This window comes from Yoonia sp. (genome assembly GCF_036007805.1).
GTDB lineage: Bacteria > Pseudomonadota > Alphaproteobacteria > Rhodobacterales > Rhodobacteraceae > Yoonia.
The window spans coordinates 1-15,062 of the sequence record NZ_DASYOK010000073.1; the positions used below are offsets into that span (position 1 = coordinate 1).

The 15,062-nt window shown below is 57.6% G+C and carries 17 protein-coding genes, 1 tRNA gene and 2 pseudogenes; 16 read left to right on the forward strand and 4 right to left on the reverse strand.

Translation table 11 applies throughout. The annotated features are described in order from the left end of the window. From VGP75_RS04620 to tig, 3 genes and pseudogenes are all read left to right on the forward strand, one after another. Positions 1-117, forward strand: a pseudogene (locus tag VGP75_RS04620) (NAD(P)H-hydrate dehydratase); the annotation flags it as partial. A gap of 86 nt (positions 118-203) precedes the next feature. Continuing rightward, a tRNA-Leu gene (locus tag VGP75_RS04625) sits at positions 204-288 on the forward strand. 24 nt (positions 289-312) lie between these two features. Next, positions 313-1,644 (forward strand): trigger factor, encoded by a 1,332-nt coding sequence (gene tig, locus VGP75_RS04630; RefSeq protein WP_327542542.1) that lies wholly within the window; start codon positions 313-315, stop codon positions 1,642-1,644. Between the two features lie 300 nt (positions 1,645-1,944). Here tig and rplI read toward each other — a convergent pair whose 3' ends face one another. The 3 genes from rplI to rpsF are packed head-to-tail and all read right to left on the reverse strand — an operon-like array spanning position 1,945 to position 3,204. After that, complete coding sequence (gene rplI, locus VGP75_RS04635; RefSeq protein WP_327542543.1) at positions 1,945-2,574, reverse strand: 50S ribosomal protein L9; 630 nt, start codon at positions 2,572-2,574, stop codon at positions 1,945-1,947. Positions 2,575-2,586: 12 nt separating this feature from the next. Next, on the reverse strand, positions 2,587-2,814 hold the full coding sequence (rpsR, locus tag VGP75_RS04640) for a 30S ribosomal protein S18 (protein ID WP_055293050.1): 228 nt from the start codon (positions 2,812-2,814) through the stop codon (positions 2,587-2,589). Positions 2,815-2,841: 27 nt separating this feature from the next. Further along, positions 2,842-3,204, reverse strand: a complete 363-nt coding sequence (rpsF, locus tag VGP75_RS04645) for a 30S ribosomal protein S6 (RefSeq protein WP_327542544.1) — start codon at positions 3,202-3,204, stop codon at positions 2,842-2,844. Positions 3,205-3,470: 266 nt separating this feature from the next. On the opposite strand from rpsF, the gene VGP75_RS04650 reads away from it, so the two are divergent. Together VGP75_RS04650 and VGP75_RS04655 are read left to right on the forward strand one after the other, a co-directional pair. Continuing rightward, the gene (locus VGP75_RS04650; protein WP_327542545.1) at positions 3,471-4,028 is read left to right on the forward strand and encodes a hypothetical protein; all 558 of its coding nucleotides are present in this window, start codon (positions 3,471-3,473) and stop codon (positions 4,026-4,028) included. Between the two features lie 167 nt (positions 4,029-4,195). Then, the gene (locus VGP75_RS04655; protein WP_327542546.1) at positions 4,196-4,777 is read left to right on the forward strand and encodes a YceI family protein; all 582 of its coding nucleotides are present in this window, start codon (positions 4,196-4,198) and stop codon (positions 4,775-4,777) included. 59 nt (positions 4,778-4,836) lie between these two features. Here the strand turns inward: VGP75_RS04655 and VGP75_RS04660 are convergent, their stop codons facing one another. Next, the gene (locus VGP75_RS04660; protein ID WP_327542547.1) at positions 4,837-6,015 is read right to left on the reverse strand and encodes a bifunctional cytochrome b/YceI family protein; all 1,179 of its coding nucleotides are present in this window, start codon (positions 6,013-6,015) and stop codon (positions 4,837-4,839) included. Positions 6,016-6,182: 167 nt separating this feature from the next. Between VGP75_RS04660 and fabD the strand changes: the two genes are divergently transcribed. The 11 genes and pseudogenes from fabD to VGP75_RS04715 form a co-directional block, all read left to right on the forward strand. Then, positions 6,183-7,121, forward strand: coding sequence for an ACP S-malonyltransferase (fabD, locus tag VGP75_RS04665; RefSeq protein WP_327542548.1), 939 nt, complete (start codon positions 6,183-6,185; stop codon positions 7,119-7,121). 19 nt (positions 7,122-7,140) lie between these two features. After that, a complete protein-coding gene (fabG, locus tag VGP75_RS04670) occupies positions 7,141-7,878 on the forward strand; it encodes a 3-oxoacyl-[acyl-carrier-protein] reductase (RefSeq protein WP_327542549.1) in 738 nt (245 codons plus the stop codon). A 204-nt stretch (positions 7,879-8,082) separates the two neighbouring features. Next, on the forward strand, positions 8,083-8,316 hold the full coding sequence (locus VGP75_RS04675) for an acyl carrier protein (protein ID WP_055293044.1): 234 nt from the start codon (positions 8,083-8,085) through the stop codon (positions 8,314-8,316). Positions 8,317-8,565: 249 nt separating this feature from the next. Continuing rightward, entirely contained in the window at positions 8,566-9,825 is a 1,260-nt protein-coding gene (gene fabF / locus VGP75_RS04680) for a beta-ketoacyl-ACP synthase II (protein ID WP_327542550.1), read from the forward strand. Next, on the forward strand, positions 9,825-10,982 hold the full coding sequence (gene mltG, locus VGP75_RS04685) for an endolytic transglycosylase MltG (protein WP_327542551.1): 1,158 nt from the start codon (positions 9,825-9,827) through the stop codon (positions 10,980-10,982). The genes fabF and mltG overlap by 1 nt, the downstream gene beginning before the upstream one ends. 170 nt (positions 10,983-11,152) lie before the next feature. After that, positions 11,153-11,503 carry a hypothetical protein gene (locus VGP75_RS04690; RefSeq protein ID WP_327542552.1) on the forward strand — a complete coding sequence of 117 codons (351 nt, stop codon included), beginning with the start codon at positions 11,153-11,155 and terminating at the stop codon, positions 11,501-11,503. After that, on the forward strand, positions 11,427-12,770 hold the full coding sequence (locus tag VGP75_RS04695) for a DNA-packaging protein (protein ID WP_327542553.1): 1,344 nt from the start codon (positions 11,427-11,429) through the stop codon (positions 12,768-12,770). The genes VGP75_RS04690 and VGP75_RS04695 overlap by 77 nt, the downstream gene beginning before the upstream one ends. A gap of 112 nt (positions 12,771-12,882) precedes the next feature. Further along, positions 12,883-14,064 carry a phage portal protein gene (locus VGP75_RS04700; RefSeq protein ID WP_327542554.1) on the forward strand — a complete coding sequence of 394 codons (1,182 nt, stop codon included), beginning with the start codon at positions 12,883-12,885 and terminating at the stop codon, positions 14,062-14,064. Continuing rightward, entirely contained in the window at positions 14,054-14,266 is a 213-nt protein-coding gene (locus tag VGP75_RS04705; RefSeq protein WP_327542555.1) for a hypothetical protein, read from the forward strand. The genes VGP75_RS04700 and VGP75_RS04705 overlap by 11 nt, the downstream gene beginning before the upstream one ends. Further along, complete coding sequence (locus VGP75_RS04710; RefSeq protein WP_327542556.1) at positions 14,263-14,793, forward strand: HK97 family phage prohead protease; 531 nt, start codon at positions 14,263-14,265, stop codon at positions 14,791-14,793. The genes VGP75_RS04705 and VGP75_RS04710 overlap by 4 nt, the downstream gene beginning before the upstream one ends. A gap of 32 nt (positions 14,794-14,825) precedes the next feature. Beyond that, positions 14,826-15,062: pseudogene (locus tag VGP75_RS04715) on the forward strand (phage major capsid protein); the annotation flags it as partial.

Here is a 15,062-nt window from a genome sequence, read left to right on the forward strand (position 1 = left end):
GCCGCCGAAACAGGTGCCTGGCTGCACACCGAATGCGCGCTCTCCTTCGGTCCGGGCCTGATTGCCGAGGACCTTCCCGAAGAACTGCCCAAAGTCTTTCGTGCATTGGGCCTTTAACGCGATTTTTCCTCTCGCATCCCCCCGTTTCCTTTGCTAGACAGCGCGCAAACCGGGGCTGGCGCAATCCAGCCCCTTTTGATCATGCGGGTGTGGCGGAATTGGTAGACGCACCAGATTTAGGTTCTGGCGCCGCAAGGCGTGGGGGTTCGAGTCCCTTCACCCGCACCAAGTTTGAAAAAAGAAGGACAGCACATGAAGGTCACCGAGACCCTGAACGAAGGCCTCAAGCGCGCATATGCGATCACCGTTACGGCGGCCGAACTGGACGCCAAGGTTGAAGAGAAGCTGAAAGAAGCACAGCCTTCGGTCGAAATGAAAGGTTTCCGCAAAGGCAAAGTGCCGATGGCATTGCTGCGCAAGCAGTTTGGCCAGCGCCTGATGGGCGAGAGCATGCAAGAGGCGATCGACGGCGCGCTGTCTTCGCATCTGGAAGAAACCGGTGATCGTCCTGCGGCCCAGCCCGAGATGAAAATGACCAACGAAGACTGGAAAGAAGGCGACGACGTCGAGATTTCCGTCTCTTACGAGAAGCTGCCAGAGGTCGCGGAAATTGATTTCAGCGAGGTCAAGCTTGAGCGTCTGGTTGTGAAGGCTGATGAAGCGTCCGTCAACGAAGCGCTGGAGAACCTTGCCGAGAGCCCACAGGCTGTGACCTATGAGGCCAAAAAGACCCAAGCCAAGGACGGCGATCAGGTTGTTCTGGATTTTGTCGGCAAGATTGATGGCGAGCCCTTTGATGGCGGCGCAGCCGAAGATTACCCGCTTGTGCTGGGTTCCAACTCTTTCATTCCCGGCTTTGAAGACGGCCTGTTGAAAGTGAAGGCGGGCGATGAGAAGGATGTCGAGGTTTCATTCCCCGAGGATTATCAGGCGGAAAATCTTGCAGGCAAGAAAGCTGTCTTCTCATGCACCATCAAGGAAGTGCGCGGCCCCAAGAAGCCAAAGCTGGATGACGAATTGGCCAAGAAGTTTGGCGCCGAGGATCTTGAAGCGCTGAAAGGTCAGATCACAGAGCGTCTGGAAGCAGAATATTCGGGTGCGTCCCGTGCGATCGCAAAGCGTGGCTTGCTTGATGCGCTGGACAAGATTGTAAAGTTCGACTTGCCCGCGTTGCTGGTCGAGGCGGAGGCCAACCAGATTGCCCACCAGTTGTGGCATGAAGAAAACCCCGAGGTTGAAGGCCATGATCACCCTGAGATCAAGCCAACCGAAGAGCACATCAAGCTGGCCGAGCGACGCGTAAAACTGGGTCTGTTGCTGGCAGACATCGGCCAGAAGGCCCAAGTGAAGGTGACCGATCAGGAAATGACACAAGCGATCATGAACCAGGCGCGCCAGTACCCGGGTCAAGAGCGCCAATTCTTCGAGTTTGTTCAGCAGAACGCACAGTTCCGCCAGCAACTGCAGGCGCCGATGTTCGAAGACAAGGTCGTTGACCACATTCTTGCACAGGCGGCCGTGACTGACAAAGAGGTCAGCAAAGAGGACCTTCAGAAGGCTGTCGAGAAGCTCGAAGAAGAGTAAGCTTTCTACAGTTTGGAATCGAAAAGGGCGCCTGTTGGGCGCCCTTTTTCGTGACGTAGCCTTGATATTGCCTGAGCGTTTTCTCCACGGGAGCTTCCTGCAGGCATTTATTTGTCCTTCTTGGCGTATGCTTTTTGCATCAAGTGAAGGAGCCAGTTGGCGGGAAAGGTTCCTCCTACTTTGGTGTTGTGTCACGTATTAACGCCCCAGCGCACCAAGAACTCGTGAACAAGAGAATCGCCAAACCGAAAAAGGCCGCCCCGAATGGAGCGGCCTTTGGATTTGTCAGATGAAAAGAAGTTACTTCTCTTCGGTCGCGTCGTCCGCGTTTTCCTGAACGCCGGCTGTTTCGGCCAGATCGTCGTCGTCAGATGCGGCAGCACCGATATCGTCAAACAGTTCCTGAATTTCAAATTCAGCAGCGGCTTCTTCTTCTGCTGCGAGCTCGGCGATGGATTTGCCGGCTTCCTGCAGTTCAGCTTCTTCAACCGAACGTGCGACGTTCAGTGTGATCGTTGCTGTGACTTCGGGGTGCAGGTTGATCGAAACATCGTGCAGGCCCAGTTCTTTGATCGCGCCAAGCAGAACAACCTGCTTTTTGTCGACCGAGTAACCGGCTGCAGTGGCGGCTTCGGCCGCGTCACGTGTTGTGACAGAACCGTAAAGCGAACCCGCGTCGGATGCAGAGCGGATCACGATGAACTTCTCACCGTCAAGCTTTGCAGCCAGCGCTTCGGCTTCTTTTTTGGTTTCAAGGTTGCGTGCTTCCATCTGGGCTTTTTCGGCCTCGAAACGGGCAAGGTTTGCTGCGTTTACGCGCAGGGCTTTGCCCTGTGGCAGCAGGAAGTTGCGTGCGTAGCCTTCTTTGACAGAGACGACTTCGCCCATCTGACCCAGCTTTGCAACGCGCTCAAGGAGGATGATATCCATGGGATGATTTCCTTATTTTACAGCGTATGGCAGCAGGGCAAGGAAACGGGCACGCTTGATCGCACGGGCGAGAGCACGCTGGTTCTTTGCACCGACAGCGGTGATACGGGCGGGAACGATTTTGCCACGCTCAGAGATGTAGCGCTGCAAAAGGCGGGTGTCTTTGTAGTCGATCTTTGGGGCGTTTTCACCCTCAAACGGATCGGACTTACGACGGCGGAAAAATGGTTTAGTAGCCATGATTGATGTCCTTTCTCAGATCAACGATTAGCGGCGCTCGCGGCGTTCGCCACGGTCACTACGCTCTTCGCGCTTTTGCATTTGCACGGAAGGGCCGTCTTCGTGTGCATCGACCTTGATGGTCAGCACGCGCATGACGTCTTCGTGCAGACGCATCAGGCGTTCCATTTCCTGAATAGCAGGAGCAGGTGCATCTGTGCGCAGCAGGGCATAGTGGCCCTTGCGGTTCTTGTTGATCTTATAGGCCATCGTTTTGACGCCCCAGTATTCGTTCTCCAGCAACTTGCCGCCGTTGTCGGCAAGTACGGTTCCGAAATGTTCGATGAGGCCTTCAGCTTGCGTGTTGGACAAGTCCTGACGCGCAATCATGACATGCTCGTATAGCGGCATGTGAACTCCAGTTCATTTATCAGCGCATTTCAAAGGATGGGCGGTTCACCTTGCATGCGTCCCATCCACGAGAGCCTGCGCAGTTCATACGTTTTGCAGCAAGGATGGCGTCTTATACAGGTGAATTCCCGTGGTGCAAGCCATGAATGCCCCAGAAAAGCAGCCTTTTCGCAACAATCCCGGATTTCTTAACCTCGCCTTGTGCTTGCCGCTTTATTGCCCGGATTGCAGGGCATCATGTCATCAATAAGTTTGGAGTGGGCAGAATGACAGATATGAACATCACCGCAGGCGGCTTTGTGAAACACGTTGCACGGGCGGCCCCTTTTGCGACCGAAGATCAGTTTTGGGGCTATAAGGTCCGCTCATCCGAATCTGCACCTGTTTCAGTGATGCTGGGGCAGGCAATCAGCTTCTTTTTTGGCGTCTGTCTGGTGACGGCGACTTTCGGTGTTCTGGTCCTGCCGACCCTTTTTTTTGATGGTAATTTCGGCTTTATGCGGATCGGTGCTGCGGTATTGATGGGGGCAGTCGGGTTCTATCTTTTGTGGTTTGCCAGCCGTGGCACGATTGCAGATGTCCATATCGACACCAAAGCGCGCGAAATCCGTGAGGTTGTGGCCAACCGTTTCGGCAGCCCGACAACAGTGGGGTTTTATACCTTCGACGAAATCAGTGGCATCTATCTTGATCTGGATGAGAGCACTGGTCAGTCACAGCTTTTGTTGGGCTATAACGATTCCGCCCATGCGATCAGCGTTGCCAAGGGGACCGAGGCGCAACTCTTGCCGTTGCGGGACCGGTTGGCGAAAGATCTTTTGTAAGACGACGATTCTACACACACGCGGGCCGCCCAAACAGGGCGGCTTTTTTTCGTTTTGGGACACGGTATGTATCCGTGAACAGCCTCTGTTCGTTTTTGAAGCTAGGAACCTGACGCAAAATGGCTATCTCTCTCCCACGCAATACTTTTTTAGCTTGGAGAAGCCCCATGAAAACCTTTTTGACTTCTGCGGCACTTGCCGCCGCGACCCTGACGACACCCGCATTTGCATCAACACAAAACTACGTTCTGGATGCAAGCCACAGCCAGATCGTTTTCAGCTACGATCACCTTGGATATTCGACAACCTACGGCATGTTCTCCGGATTTGAAGGCGAGATCGCATTCAACCAGGAAGATCCTGCTGCCTCTTCCGTCAATGTATCGTTTCCTGTGCGCACCATGCTGACTGGCTGGGAGGCGCGCTTTGACCACTTCATGAGCGGTGATTTCTTTGACGCCGCCGCAGATGAGATGGTGACATTCACATCCACATCGATCGAAGTGACAGGCGAAGACACTGCGCTGATCACGGGCGACCTCACGCTGAACGGGGTCACGAAAGCTGTGGTTTTGGACGCCAAACTGAATCAGGTTGGAACGCATCCGATGGAAGGCAAGGAATGGGCCGGTTTTGACGCGACAACAACATTGCTGCGGTCCGATTTCGAAGTTGGCGCATTTGCACCGTTCGTCAGCGATGAAGTGGAAGTCATGATTTCCATCGAGGCGATGCAAGCGGCTGAATAAGCGCACTTTCTCACGGAACAATCAGGCCGCGCTCCATATCGGAGCGCGGCCTTTTTCGTTTAGCGGGTTGCGGTGAGGGCGATATCAACCTGCACAGGGAAGGCGAGGTTGGTTTCGTCGCTCATGCTCTGGCCGATTTCAAAGGTCCGCCGGTCTATGGTAATTGACCCGTTCATCGTGGCGGTGTCGCCTTCAAGTGTCAGCGTGAACGGCAAGGCAAGCGGGGCTGAGATATCTTTGATCGTCAGCGTGCCATCAGCCACATAGGCGGCACCATCGGCCAGAATGTCGGCGGTAAAGACCGCGGTGGGGAATGTGGCCGCGTTGAAGAAATCCGCGTCCAGCGCCTGGCCGGTCACAGAACCCAGCGACAGTGACCCAATGGAAATGGTTGTTTCAACCGATCCCATGACATCGCTTGCGGTCTCATCAAAGCTGATGGCAGAGGTCCAATCCGCGAAACCGCCGCTGACCGCGCTGCCGAATTGCGTGATTGTAAGGTTGATGGAGCCTTCTGTGACGGTCCAGTCCGAGGATACTTCGGCAAGTTCAATCCGTTCGGCAGTTGAAGGTGCAGCGTAGAGGCCAGCTGCCGCGCCTGCCCCTGTCAGGGCAACATAAAGTGCGACCGCTGCAACAGGTGCGGTCCATGTGCCAACATGGCGGCCAAGGCCGAGAGCGTCGCTTTTGCCGAACCACATGCGGCGCAGGGTGGCGTCTTTGTCGATGAACACGTGTTTGAGCGCGCCTGCAATATGCAGCAGAATTGAACCAACCATGATCTTGCTCCACAGCCAGTGCAGACCACCAAAGAGTTTTGCAACGGCTTCGTCATTGGGCACAAAGGGCAAATCCTGGCTGATGGGAAGCAGGATCGGAGCAAAGCCTTCGGTCGCGGCGTGGTGGATCCAACCGGTCAGCGGCACAGCCACCAGCGAGATATAAAGCAACCAGTGCACCGTCTCGGCAAGCCATGTTTCGGATTTGCGTTCGGGGTGCAGCGGGGCCGGTTTGGTTTGGGTTAAAGCCCAGAGAATGCGCGCCAGGGCCACGGCAAAGACAATCACACCCAGTGTTTTGTGGTATGAAAACAGTTGCGCTTTCAGGGCCAGTTGTTCGTTTGTGTCGTAGGGCAGATTATAGGCGACCACCCCAAGCGGCACGATGGTGATGATCAAAAGTGCCGTGAGCCAATGAAATATTTTCGTAACGGTGCCGTAGGTTTGCGTGCCTGACATAACAATCTCCAGAAGTTTTAGGATAGGTAACATGCCGGGCCATGATGCAAAGGCCGTGTTCTGTGCGCCTGTGCTCTTGGTCCTGTGCAGTTTCGTGTTTGCTTGTGCAGACGGGCGCGGCGCGATAAGCGTCTTGGCAATAAAAGGCAATGAATGGGGGACGCTTCATGCGCGCATTTGTATTTCCGGGGCAGGGTGCACAGACAATCGGGATGGGTAAGGCCCTTGCTGATGCTTATCCGGCGGCCAAAGCCGTCTTTGATGAGGTGAATGAGGCGCTCGGGGAGGATCTTTCTGGTTTGATCTGGGGGGGTGAACTGGACGCGCTGACACTGACAGCGAATGCTCAGCCCGCGTTGATGGCAACTTCGATAGCCGTGATGCGTGCGCTTGAGGCAGAAGGTGTCACGGTGGATGCCGCATCATTTGTGGCGGGGCATTCGCTTGGGGAATACTCAGCGCTCGCGGCGGCAGGTGCGTTCACTGTCGCAGATGCGGCCCGTTTGCTGCGCGCACGCGGCATCGCGATGCAAGAGGCGGTGCCTGTGGGCGTCGGGGCGATGGCCGCGATTTTAGGGCTGGATTTTGCGGCGGTCAAAGCGGTCGCCGAAGAGGCCGCGCAGGGCGAGGTGTGTCAGGCCGCCAATGACAATGATCCTGCACAGGTGGTTGTGTCGGGTCATAAGGCGGCTGTTGAACGGGCCGTCGAGATTGCCAAGGCAAAAGGGGCCAAGCGCGCGTTACTTTTGCCGGTGAGCGCCCCTTTCCATTGCAGCCTGATGCAACCCGCCGCCGATGCGATGGCGCTTGCGCTGGATGCGGTCGAGATCGCGCAGCCCAAGGTGCCTGTGGTGTCCAATGTGCTGGCCGAAGCGGTCAGTGACCCGGCAATGATCCGCCGTTTGCTGGTAGAGCAGGTGACAGGCTCGGTGCGCTGGCGTGAAAGCGTGATGTATATGGCCGCCCAAGGCGTGACCGAGGTCTGTGAGATCGGTGCAGGCAAAGCCCTGTCAGGCATGGTCAAGCGGATTGATCGGGGGATCAACGCGGTGGCGGTGAGCACACCTGAAGATGTGGTTGCAGCGGTTGCTGCCATCAAAGCATAAGTTGAAGAAGGACGTATAAATGTTTGATCTGAATGGAAAGAATGCACTTGTGACCGGTGCATCTGGTGGGATCGGTGGCGCGATTGCCAAGGCGCTTTATGACGCGGGTGCGACCGTTGCGCTGTCGGGCACCCGTGTGGCCTCGCTGGAAGAGCTGGCCGCGTCCCTGGGCGTGCGCGCGCATGTGTTGCCGTGTAACCTGAGCGATGCCGAAGCGGTGACAGCGCTGCCGAAACAGGCCGCTGAACTGATGGGATCGGTGGATATTCTGGTCAACAATGCGGGTATCACGCGCGACAACATCTTTATGCGGATGTCGGATGAGGAGTGGTCGTCTGTGCTGGAGGTCAACCTGACCTCGACGATGCGTCTGTGTAAGGGCGTGATCCGTGGGATGATGAAAGCGCGTTGGGGACGGATCGTGAATATCTCGTCCGTTGTGGGGGCAACAGGCAATCCGGGGCAGGCCAACTATGCGGCCTCGAAAGCGGGTATGGTCGGGATGTCGAAATCCATCGCTTACGAAGTGGCAAGCCGTGGCATTACGGTGAACTGCGTCGCCCCTGGTTTCATTACGACGGCGATGACTGACAAGCTGACTGATGATCAGAAATCCGGCATTCTGGCGCAGGTTCCTGCAGGGCGGATGGGCGAGGCCGAGGAAATCGCGGCGGCGGTGCTTTACCTTGCCAGTCCCGAGGCTGCTTATACGACCGGGACCACCTTGCATGTGAATGGCGGGATGGCCATGATCTAGAAGATCATCACTTTCGGTGATTGAAAGCGTTTGCCAAGCGGGTATTCTCTGCTATAGGCCACGCAGATTTGCTGAACGGTGCATGTGACGCCACGTCAATTGTTGTGCAGGGCAGATAAGGCTGCGACCCGTCACGGGCGCATAAATTTAGGCAGATGCCTAGGGAACAACGGGCAAGAGCCCACAGAAACGTAAGGATTTAATATGAGCGACGTTGCAGACCGCGTACGCAAGATTGTTGTAGAGCATCTTGGTGTTGAAGAAGACAAAGTGACGGAAGCTGCGTCCTTTATTGATGATCTGGGTGCAGACAGCCTCGACACTGTTGAGCTGGTTATGGCGTTTGAAGAAGAGTTCGGGATCGAGATTCCTGACGATGCTGCAGAAACCATCCAGACATTCGGTGATGCGGTTAAGTTCATCGACGGCGCAAGCTAAGCGTTAGGTCCGGTTTTGTGAAACGGCGTCCCTCGGGGCGCCGTTTTGCGTTTGAAGGGCAGTGCGCTGCAGGGTCACAGCCGGCTGGGCGGCAGTGGAATCAGTCTCTGGCGCTTTTTTCATCAAAGAGCCAACAGGACGCTTTCTGCTATTGGTGCAATCCTTGCCGATCAAGATTGCTGCACTTGCCCCTTGGCCCCTGGCTGGGCTATCAGTGTCGGCAAATACGCCAAGAGGTGAGGGCATAATATGCGTCGTGTTGTTGTGACAGGTTTGGGGTTGGTCACACCCCTTGCAGATGGTGTGGAAAAGTCATGGGAGCGCATTCTTGCTGGCCAGTCCGGTGCCGGCAAGATTACCGGCTTTGACCCAAGTCGGCTGACCACGCAATATGCCTGCGAAGTGCCTTTGGGTGACGGGACCGACGGGACATTCAACGCTGACAAATACCTTGATCCCAAAGAGCAGCGCAAAGTTGATACATTCATCATCTTCGGTATGGCGGCTGCCCAGCAGGCGATTGAGGATTCCGGATGGGCCCCTGAGGATCGCGAGGATCTGGAACGCACCGGTGTCATGATCGGCTCGGGGATTGGTGGCCTGAATTCGATTGCCAATACTGCCGTGATGATGGCCGAGAAAGGCCCGCGTCGTGTGTCGCCGTTCTTTGTGCCGGGTGCGCTGATCAACCTGATTTCCGGTCAGGTGTCGATCAAATACGGGTTCCGTGGCCCGAACCATGCGGTGGTGACGGCCTGTTCGACGGGCGCCCATGCGATTGGCGATGCGTCGCGTCTGATCCAGCATGGTGATGCGGATGTCATGATTGCCGGTGGCGCCGAGGCGGCGATTTGCGAATTGGGGATTGCCGGATTTAACGCCTGTAAGGCTTTGAGCACAAAGCACAATGATGATCCGACCAAAGCCAGCCGCCCGTGGGACGCTGACCGCGACGGATTTGTCATGGGCGAAGGTGCCGGCATTGTCGTGCTGGAAGAATATGAGCACGCCAAAGCGCGTGGTGCCAAGATTTACGCCGAGGTGCTGGGCTATGGCCTGAGCGGTGACGCCTACCACATCACCGCGCCGCCACCTGACCATGAAGGCGCGGAACGTGCGATGCGCGCGGCCTGCCGCAACGCGGGGATTGATCCAAGCCAGATCAACTACGTGAACGCGCATGGCACGTCGACGATGGCAGACACGATTGAACTGGGTGCTGTCGAGCGCCTGGTGGGCGATGCCGCATCATCGTTGAAGATGTCCTCGACCAAATCCGCCACCGGCCACCTTTTGGGGGCTGCGGGGGCGATTGAGGCGATTTTCTCGATCCTGGCGATCCGCGATCAGGTCGCGCCGCCGACCATCAACCTTGATAACGTGGATTGCGAGACGGTTGTCGATCTTTGCGCCAACGAAAAGAAGCCCGCCAAGATTGATATCGCTCTGTCAAACTCGTTTGGCTTTGGCGGCACGAATGCCAGCGTTGTTTTCGGGAAAGTGGATTAATGTGGCGTCATATCGCGTCGAATGCGCTGACGTTCCTGATTGTCGGGCTGTTCCTGCTGGCAGGCCTTGTTGCTTGGGGCAGCCGCGAATATCGCACAGCGGGTCCGTTGGACGCAGCTATCTGTCTTGAGGTGCCGCGCGGGGGCAGCATGAAGGCGCTGAGTGCTGATCTGGTGGATCAGGGCGCGATTTCGTCGGCCTTTATCTTTGAAGTTGGCGCGGATTACACCGAAAAATCGGGTGATCTGAAATTTGGCCGCTTCCGTGTGCCAGCGGCGGCGTCGATGGAAGAGATCGTTGATATCGTCACCCGTGGTGGCCGGAATACCTGTGGTGCCGAGGTGATATATCGCGTCGGGATCAACCAGACGCTTGTCGATGTGCGCGAACTTGATCCTGCGACCAATGAATTCATCGAGGTGGCAGATTTTGTGGTGGGCGAGACCGAACCGCCAGCGAGCTATGAGGCCACCAAGGCGGATGGCAGTGCCACGTTCCGGCTCGTTATTGCCGAGGGCGCGACAAGCTGGCAGATCGCGAACGCGCTTGGGCAGATTGACAGTCTGGTCGCGGATGTGACCGACGCACCAGCCGAAGGCAGCCTTGCGCCGCGCGATTACGAATTCACACCCGGCGATACGGTATCGTCGATCCTGAACCGGATGCAGGAAACGCAGGCGGCGATTTTGGCCGAGGCTTGGGAGAACCGTGTGGACGGGTTGCCATTGGAGACCCCGGAAGAGGCGCTGATCCTTGCCAGTATCATCGAAAAAGAGACCAGTGTGCCTGATGAGCGCCGTCAGGTGTCGAGCGTCTTTGTCAACCGTTTGAACCTTGGCATGCGCCTGCAAACGGACCCCACGGTCATTTACGGCATCACCCGCGGTGAGGGTGTCTTGGGCCGTGGTTTGCGCCAGAGTGAATTGCGGGGCGAGACGCCGTGGAATACCTATGTGATCAGCGGTTTGCCACCGACGCCCATTGCAAACCCCGGGCAGGCGGCGATTGAAGCGGCGCTTGATCCTGATACCACAGAGTATATTTTCTTTGTGGCCGATGGTACCGGCGGTCATGCTTTTGCGACCAATCTGGACGATCATAACCGCAATGTGGCCCGCTGGCGCGAGATCGAGGCGCAGCGCGCGAACGACGGTTAACCTTCTATAATTATTAACAAATTCCTAATGGCGCGTCCTCTGGATGCGCCATTTTTGTTGACTTATAGCGGTGTCAGGCGTAGTTTACACAAGCTAGGAGACGGGGATCAATAAACGCGATCCCTGTCGCTCGACCGTAACGGAAGTTTCCTTCCCAAGGTCAGTTCAAAATGAATACACCAGATAAAACAGGGCCGGATGGCCTTGAGGCGGCATCCGACAGGGTCGTCGAGATTGACGCCGTGTCGCGCTACGTCCGCGAGAGGCTGCGCGAGATGGCTGATGACCTGAAAAAGGTCACTTACGGCAATCTGAACGAAATCAACAAACAGCTTGATCTTTTACATGCGTCGCACCTGCGGGTGGTGATCGCTGAGGATAAATTCCATGACAAAATCGGAACCGACCCTGATGCAGACGCCATCGACTATGACGCGATCAGGGATGACATCGGGCGCCAACTTGATCGCCTCCGCGACGCCCTCATCGCAGAGGGCGTTCTTGGGGATGCTGACGGATGAGCAGCTGCGCGCATTGCCCTATCTGTTTGATTTCTGGGCCATGCCGCATCAGATCGCACCAAAAGGTGATTGGCGCACATGGGTGATTTTGGGCGGGCGCGGTGCGGGGAAAACCCGCGCCGGTGCCGAATGGGTGCGCAGAATGGTCGAAGGGCCGACGCCCCATGCGCGAGGCACGGCGCGCCGTGTGGCTTTGGTGGGCGAAACGATGGATCAGGCCCGCGAGGTGATGGTGTTTGGTGATAGCGGGATTCTTTCGGTTTGCCCTGATGACCGCCGCCCGCTGTGGATTGCAGGGCGGCGGCTGTTGGTCTGGCCGAACGGGGCCGAGGCGCAGGTCTTTTCCGCGCACGACCCCGATAGCCTGCGCGGGCCGCAGTTTGATGCGGTCTGGGCGGATGAACTGGCCAAATGGCGCAAGGGGGACGCGGCGTGGGATATGTTGCAGTTTGCGCTGCGCTTGGGGGACAGCCCGCGGGCATGCGTGACCACAACACCGCGCAAATCGCAGATGCTGCGTGATTTGCTGGAGATGGACACGACAGTCGTGACCCACGCCCCGACCCAAGCCAACCGCGCCAATCTGGCGGCAAGTTTCCTGCGCGAGATCGAGGGGCGCTATGGCGGCACCTCGCTGGGGCGGCAGGAGATGGAAGGCGTGATGCTGACCGAAGTGGAGGGTGCTTTGTGGTCTTCGGATGATCTGGCACGTTGTCAGGTGGCCGAGGTGCCAAGGCCTGACCGCATTGTCGTGGCAATCGACCCGCCTGGCACATCGCATGCGGGATCGGACGCCTGCGGGGTTGTGGTGGCGGGGGTCTATATGAAAGGGCCGCCGCATCAATGGACCGCCGTGGTGTTGGAGGATGCCAGCGTGAAAGCGGCACGCCCCACGGTCTGGGCCGAGGCTGCAATTGCGGCGATGCGCAGGCACGGGGCCGACCGTCTGGTGGCCGAGGTCAATCAGGGCGGCGATATGGTTGAGGCGGTCTTGCGCGGTGTGGACGGCATGGTGCCCTACCGCTCGGTGCATGCCAGCAAAGGCAAAGTTGCGCGCGCGGAACCTGTTGCGGCACTCTATGAGCAGGGCCGCGTGGCGCATGTGCTGGGCCTCTCTGCGCTGGAAGACCAGATGGGGCAGATGACCAGCGCGGGATATGAGGGCAAAGGATCGCCCGACCGTGTCGATGCGCTTGTCTGGGCGCTTTATGATCTGATGATCGAACCTGCCGCAAAGTGGCGCAACCCCAGTATTCGTACGCTTTGAAGGCGTTGCGCGCCGGTGCGTGCGCTGCTGTGTCAATTTACTCATCCCTCTGCGGCAAATTGTTTTTCGTGAACTGCAGATGGTCACCACCGACCGGCACCAGGAGTTTTGAATGTTTGATTTTTTAAACCGTACCAAGCCAGACACGGCCCCTGTCGAGGTGAAAGCCTCGGCCACAGGGCGTGTGATGGCGATGTCCGGTGCCGGTCGCGTTGCTTGGTCGCCGCGTGATGTGGTGTCGCTGACGCGGGCGGGTTTCACGGGCAATCCCATCGGCTTTCGGGCAGTGAAGATGATTGCAGAGGCGGCGGCGGCCTTGCCTGTTGTCGTGCAGGACGCGGCGCGGCGCTATGATACCCACCCTGTCCAGTCGCTTTTGGCGCGGCCCAATGCAGGGCAGGGGCGGGCGGAGTTGCTGGAAGCGCTCTTCGGGCAGGTCTTGCTGACAGGCAATGGCTATCTTGAGGCTGTGGCCGATGAGGGGCTGCCTGTCGAGATGCATGTGCTGCGCTCGGATCGTATGTCTGTGGTACCGGGTGCGGATGGCTGGCCTGTGGGCTATGAATATATGGTCAACGGGCGCAAACACCGTTTTGCCGTGGCCGAAGGGCTGAGCCCGATTTGCCATATCAAGAGTTTCCATCCGCAGGATGACCACTACGGGTTTTCACCGCTACAGGCGGCGGCCTCGGCGATTGATGTGCATAATGCAGCGTCGCGGTGGTCAAAGGCCCTGCTGGACAATGCCGCGCGTCCTTCCGGTGCGCTGGTCTATCGCGGGGCGGACGGGCAGTCATCGCTGACGGCGGATCAATATGACCGGTTGCTGGGCGAAATGGAGACCCAGCATCAGGGCGCGCGCAATGCGGGGCGACCGATGTTGCTCGAAGGCGGGCTGGATTGGAAACCGATGGGCTTTTCGCCCTCGGATATGGAGTTCCAGAAAACCAAAGAGGCCGCCGCGCGCGAAATCGCGATTGCCTATGGTGTGCCGCCGATGCTCTTGGGCATTCCCGGTGATGCGACCTATGCCAATTATCAAGAGGCCAACCGTGCCTTTTACCGTTTGACGGTGCTGCCACTGGCCACCCGCGTGCTCAGTGCGATTGCGGTCTGGCTGTCTGATCATGGCGGCGAAGAGGTGGCGTTGCGCCCTGATTTGGACCAGATTTCGGCGCTCTCAGCCGAGCGTGATGCGCAGTGGCGGCGCGTCAGTGAGGCCGATTTTCTGACAGCGGCCGAAAAGCGCAATCTGTTGGGTTTGCCTGCCTTGGAGGTGGGTGATGGATCGTAAGGTTGTTGAACTTGACGGCACGCCGCGCCGCGACGCACCGCCGCCCGTGACAGATTTCTGGTTTGCGCAGGTTGATATGCGTCTGAGCCAGATTGAATTCATCATTGCACGTCTGGAATGGCAAATCTGGCTGATCGTCTGCGGCTGTGCGGGATTGTTGATTTTCGAAATTGTCAAAGCACTGAGCGGGGTTCGGACATGAATTTGGAACATAAGTTTAGCGCCTTGGGCACCGAAGTGACCGTCACTGATGGCACGACCATCAGCGGCTATGCGTCTTTGTTCGGCAAGTCCGATCAAGGCGGCGACACCGTCGAGAAAGGCGCTTACGGGGCCTCGCTGGCCAAAGGGCGTGGCGTGAAAATGCTGTGGCAACATGATCCCGCCCAGCCGATTGGGGTGTGGGACGAGGTGCGTGAGGATGCCAGGGGGCTTTGGGTCAAGGGACGCTTGCTGACGGATGTGGCCAAGGGCCGCGAGGCCGTGTCGCTGATCGCGGCAGGCGCGATTGATGGCTTGTCCATCGGGTATCGCACCGTCAAGGCCCGTAAGGACGACAAGGGCGGACGCCTGTTGTCTGAGTTGGAACTTTGGGAGGTGTCTTTGGTCACCTTTCCGATGCTTCCGGATGCGCGTGTGGGTGCCAAGGGGGAGGACCCCGCGGAGACCGCACTGCGTGAGATGGCTGCGGCATTCGAGAGTGCGCGCCGCATGATGGCGCGGGACTAACCCCGCCCGAGCGACAGATCAAAGGACTGATTATGACAGCAACTGAGAGCAATTCTCGGGGCGGGGAAGATGTGTCTCCTGCCCAGGCTCTGAACACGGCGATTGCCGGATTTATGAGCGACTTCAAGGACTTTTCCCACGGCGTGAATGCCAAACTTCAAAAACAGGATGACCGGATGAACAAGCTGGACCGAAAGACAATGATGACGACCCGCACGGCACTGGCCCATGCGGCATCACAGGATGCGCCGCACCAGAAGGCCTTTGCC

What these genes read in the sequence shown, in the direction of transcription:
- tig (WP_327542542.1), top strand. Translation starts at nt 313, where the DNA reads ATGAAGGTCACCGAGACCCTGAACGAAGGCCTCAAGCGCGCATATGCG.
- rplI (WP_327542543.1), bottom strand. Translation starts at nt 2,574, where the DNA reads ATGGATATCATCCTCCTTGAGCGCGTTGCAAAGCTGGGTCAGATGGGC.
- rpsR (WP_055293050.1), bottom strand. Translation starts at nt 2,814, where the DNA reads ATGGCTACTAAACCATTTTTCCGCCGTCGTAAGTCCGATCCGTTTGAG.
- rpsF (WP_327542544.1), bottom strand. Translation starts at nt 3,204, where the DNA reads ATGCCGCTATACGAGCATGTCATGATTGCGCGTCAGGACTTGTCCAAC.
- VGP75_RS04650 (WP_327542545.1), top strand. Translation starts at nt 3,471, where the DNA reads ATGACAGATATGAACATCACCGCAGGCGGCTTTGTGAAACACGTTGCA.
- VGP75_RS04655 (WP_327542546.1), top strand. Translation starts at nt 4,196, where the DNA reads ATGAAAACCTTTTTGACTTCTGCGGCACTTGCCGCCGCGACCCTGACG.
- VGP75_RS04660 (WP_327542547.1), bottom strand. Translation starts at nt 6,015, where the DNA reads ATGTCAGGCACGCAAACCTACGGCACCGTTACGAAAATATTTCATTGG.
- fabD (WP_327542548.1), top strand. Translation starts at nt 6,183, where the DNA reads ATGCGCGCATTTGTATTTCCGGGGCAGGGTGCACAGACAATCGGGATG.
- fabG (WP_327542549.1), top strand. Translation starts at nt 7,141, where the DNA reads ATGTTTGATCTGAATGGAAAGAATGCACTTGTGACCGGTGCATCTGGT.
- VGP75_RS04675 (WP_055293044.1), top strand. Translation starts at nt 8,083, where the DNA reads ATGAGCGACGTTGCAGACCGCGTACGCAAGATTGTTGTAGAGCATCTT.
- fabF (WP_327542550.1), top strand. Translation starts at nt 8,566, where the DNA reads ATGCGTCGTGTTGTTGTGACAGGTTTGGGGTTGGTCACACCCCTTGCA.
- mltG (WP_327542551.1), top strand. Translation starts at nt 9,825, where the DNA reads ATGTGGCGTCATATCGCGTCGAATGCGCTGACGTTCCTGATTGTCGGG.
- VGP75_RS04690 (WP_327542552.1), top strand. Translation starts at nt 11,153, where the DNA reads ATGAATACACCAGATAAAACAGGGCCGGATGGCCTTGAGGCGGCATCC.
- VGP75_RS04695 (WP_327542553.1), top strand. Translation starts at nt 11,427, where the DNA reads ATGACATCGGGCGCCAACTTGATCGCCTCCGCGACGCCCTCATCGCAG.
- VGP75_RS04700 (WP_327542554.1), top strand. Translation starts at nt 12,883, where the DNA reads ATGTTTGATTTTTTAAACCGTACCAAGCCAGACACGGCCCCTGTCGAG.
- VGP75_RS04705 (WP_327542555.1), top strand. Translation starts at nt 14,054, where the DNA reads ATGGATCGTAAGGTTGTTGAACTTGACGGCACGCCGCGCCGCGACGCA.
- VGP75_RS04710 (WP_327542556.1), top strand. Translation starts at nt 14,263, where the DNA reads ATGAATTTGGAACATAAGTTTAGCGCCTTGGGCACCGAAGTGACCGTC.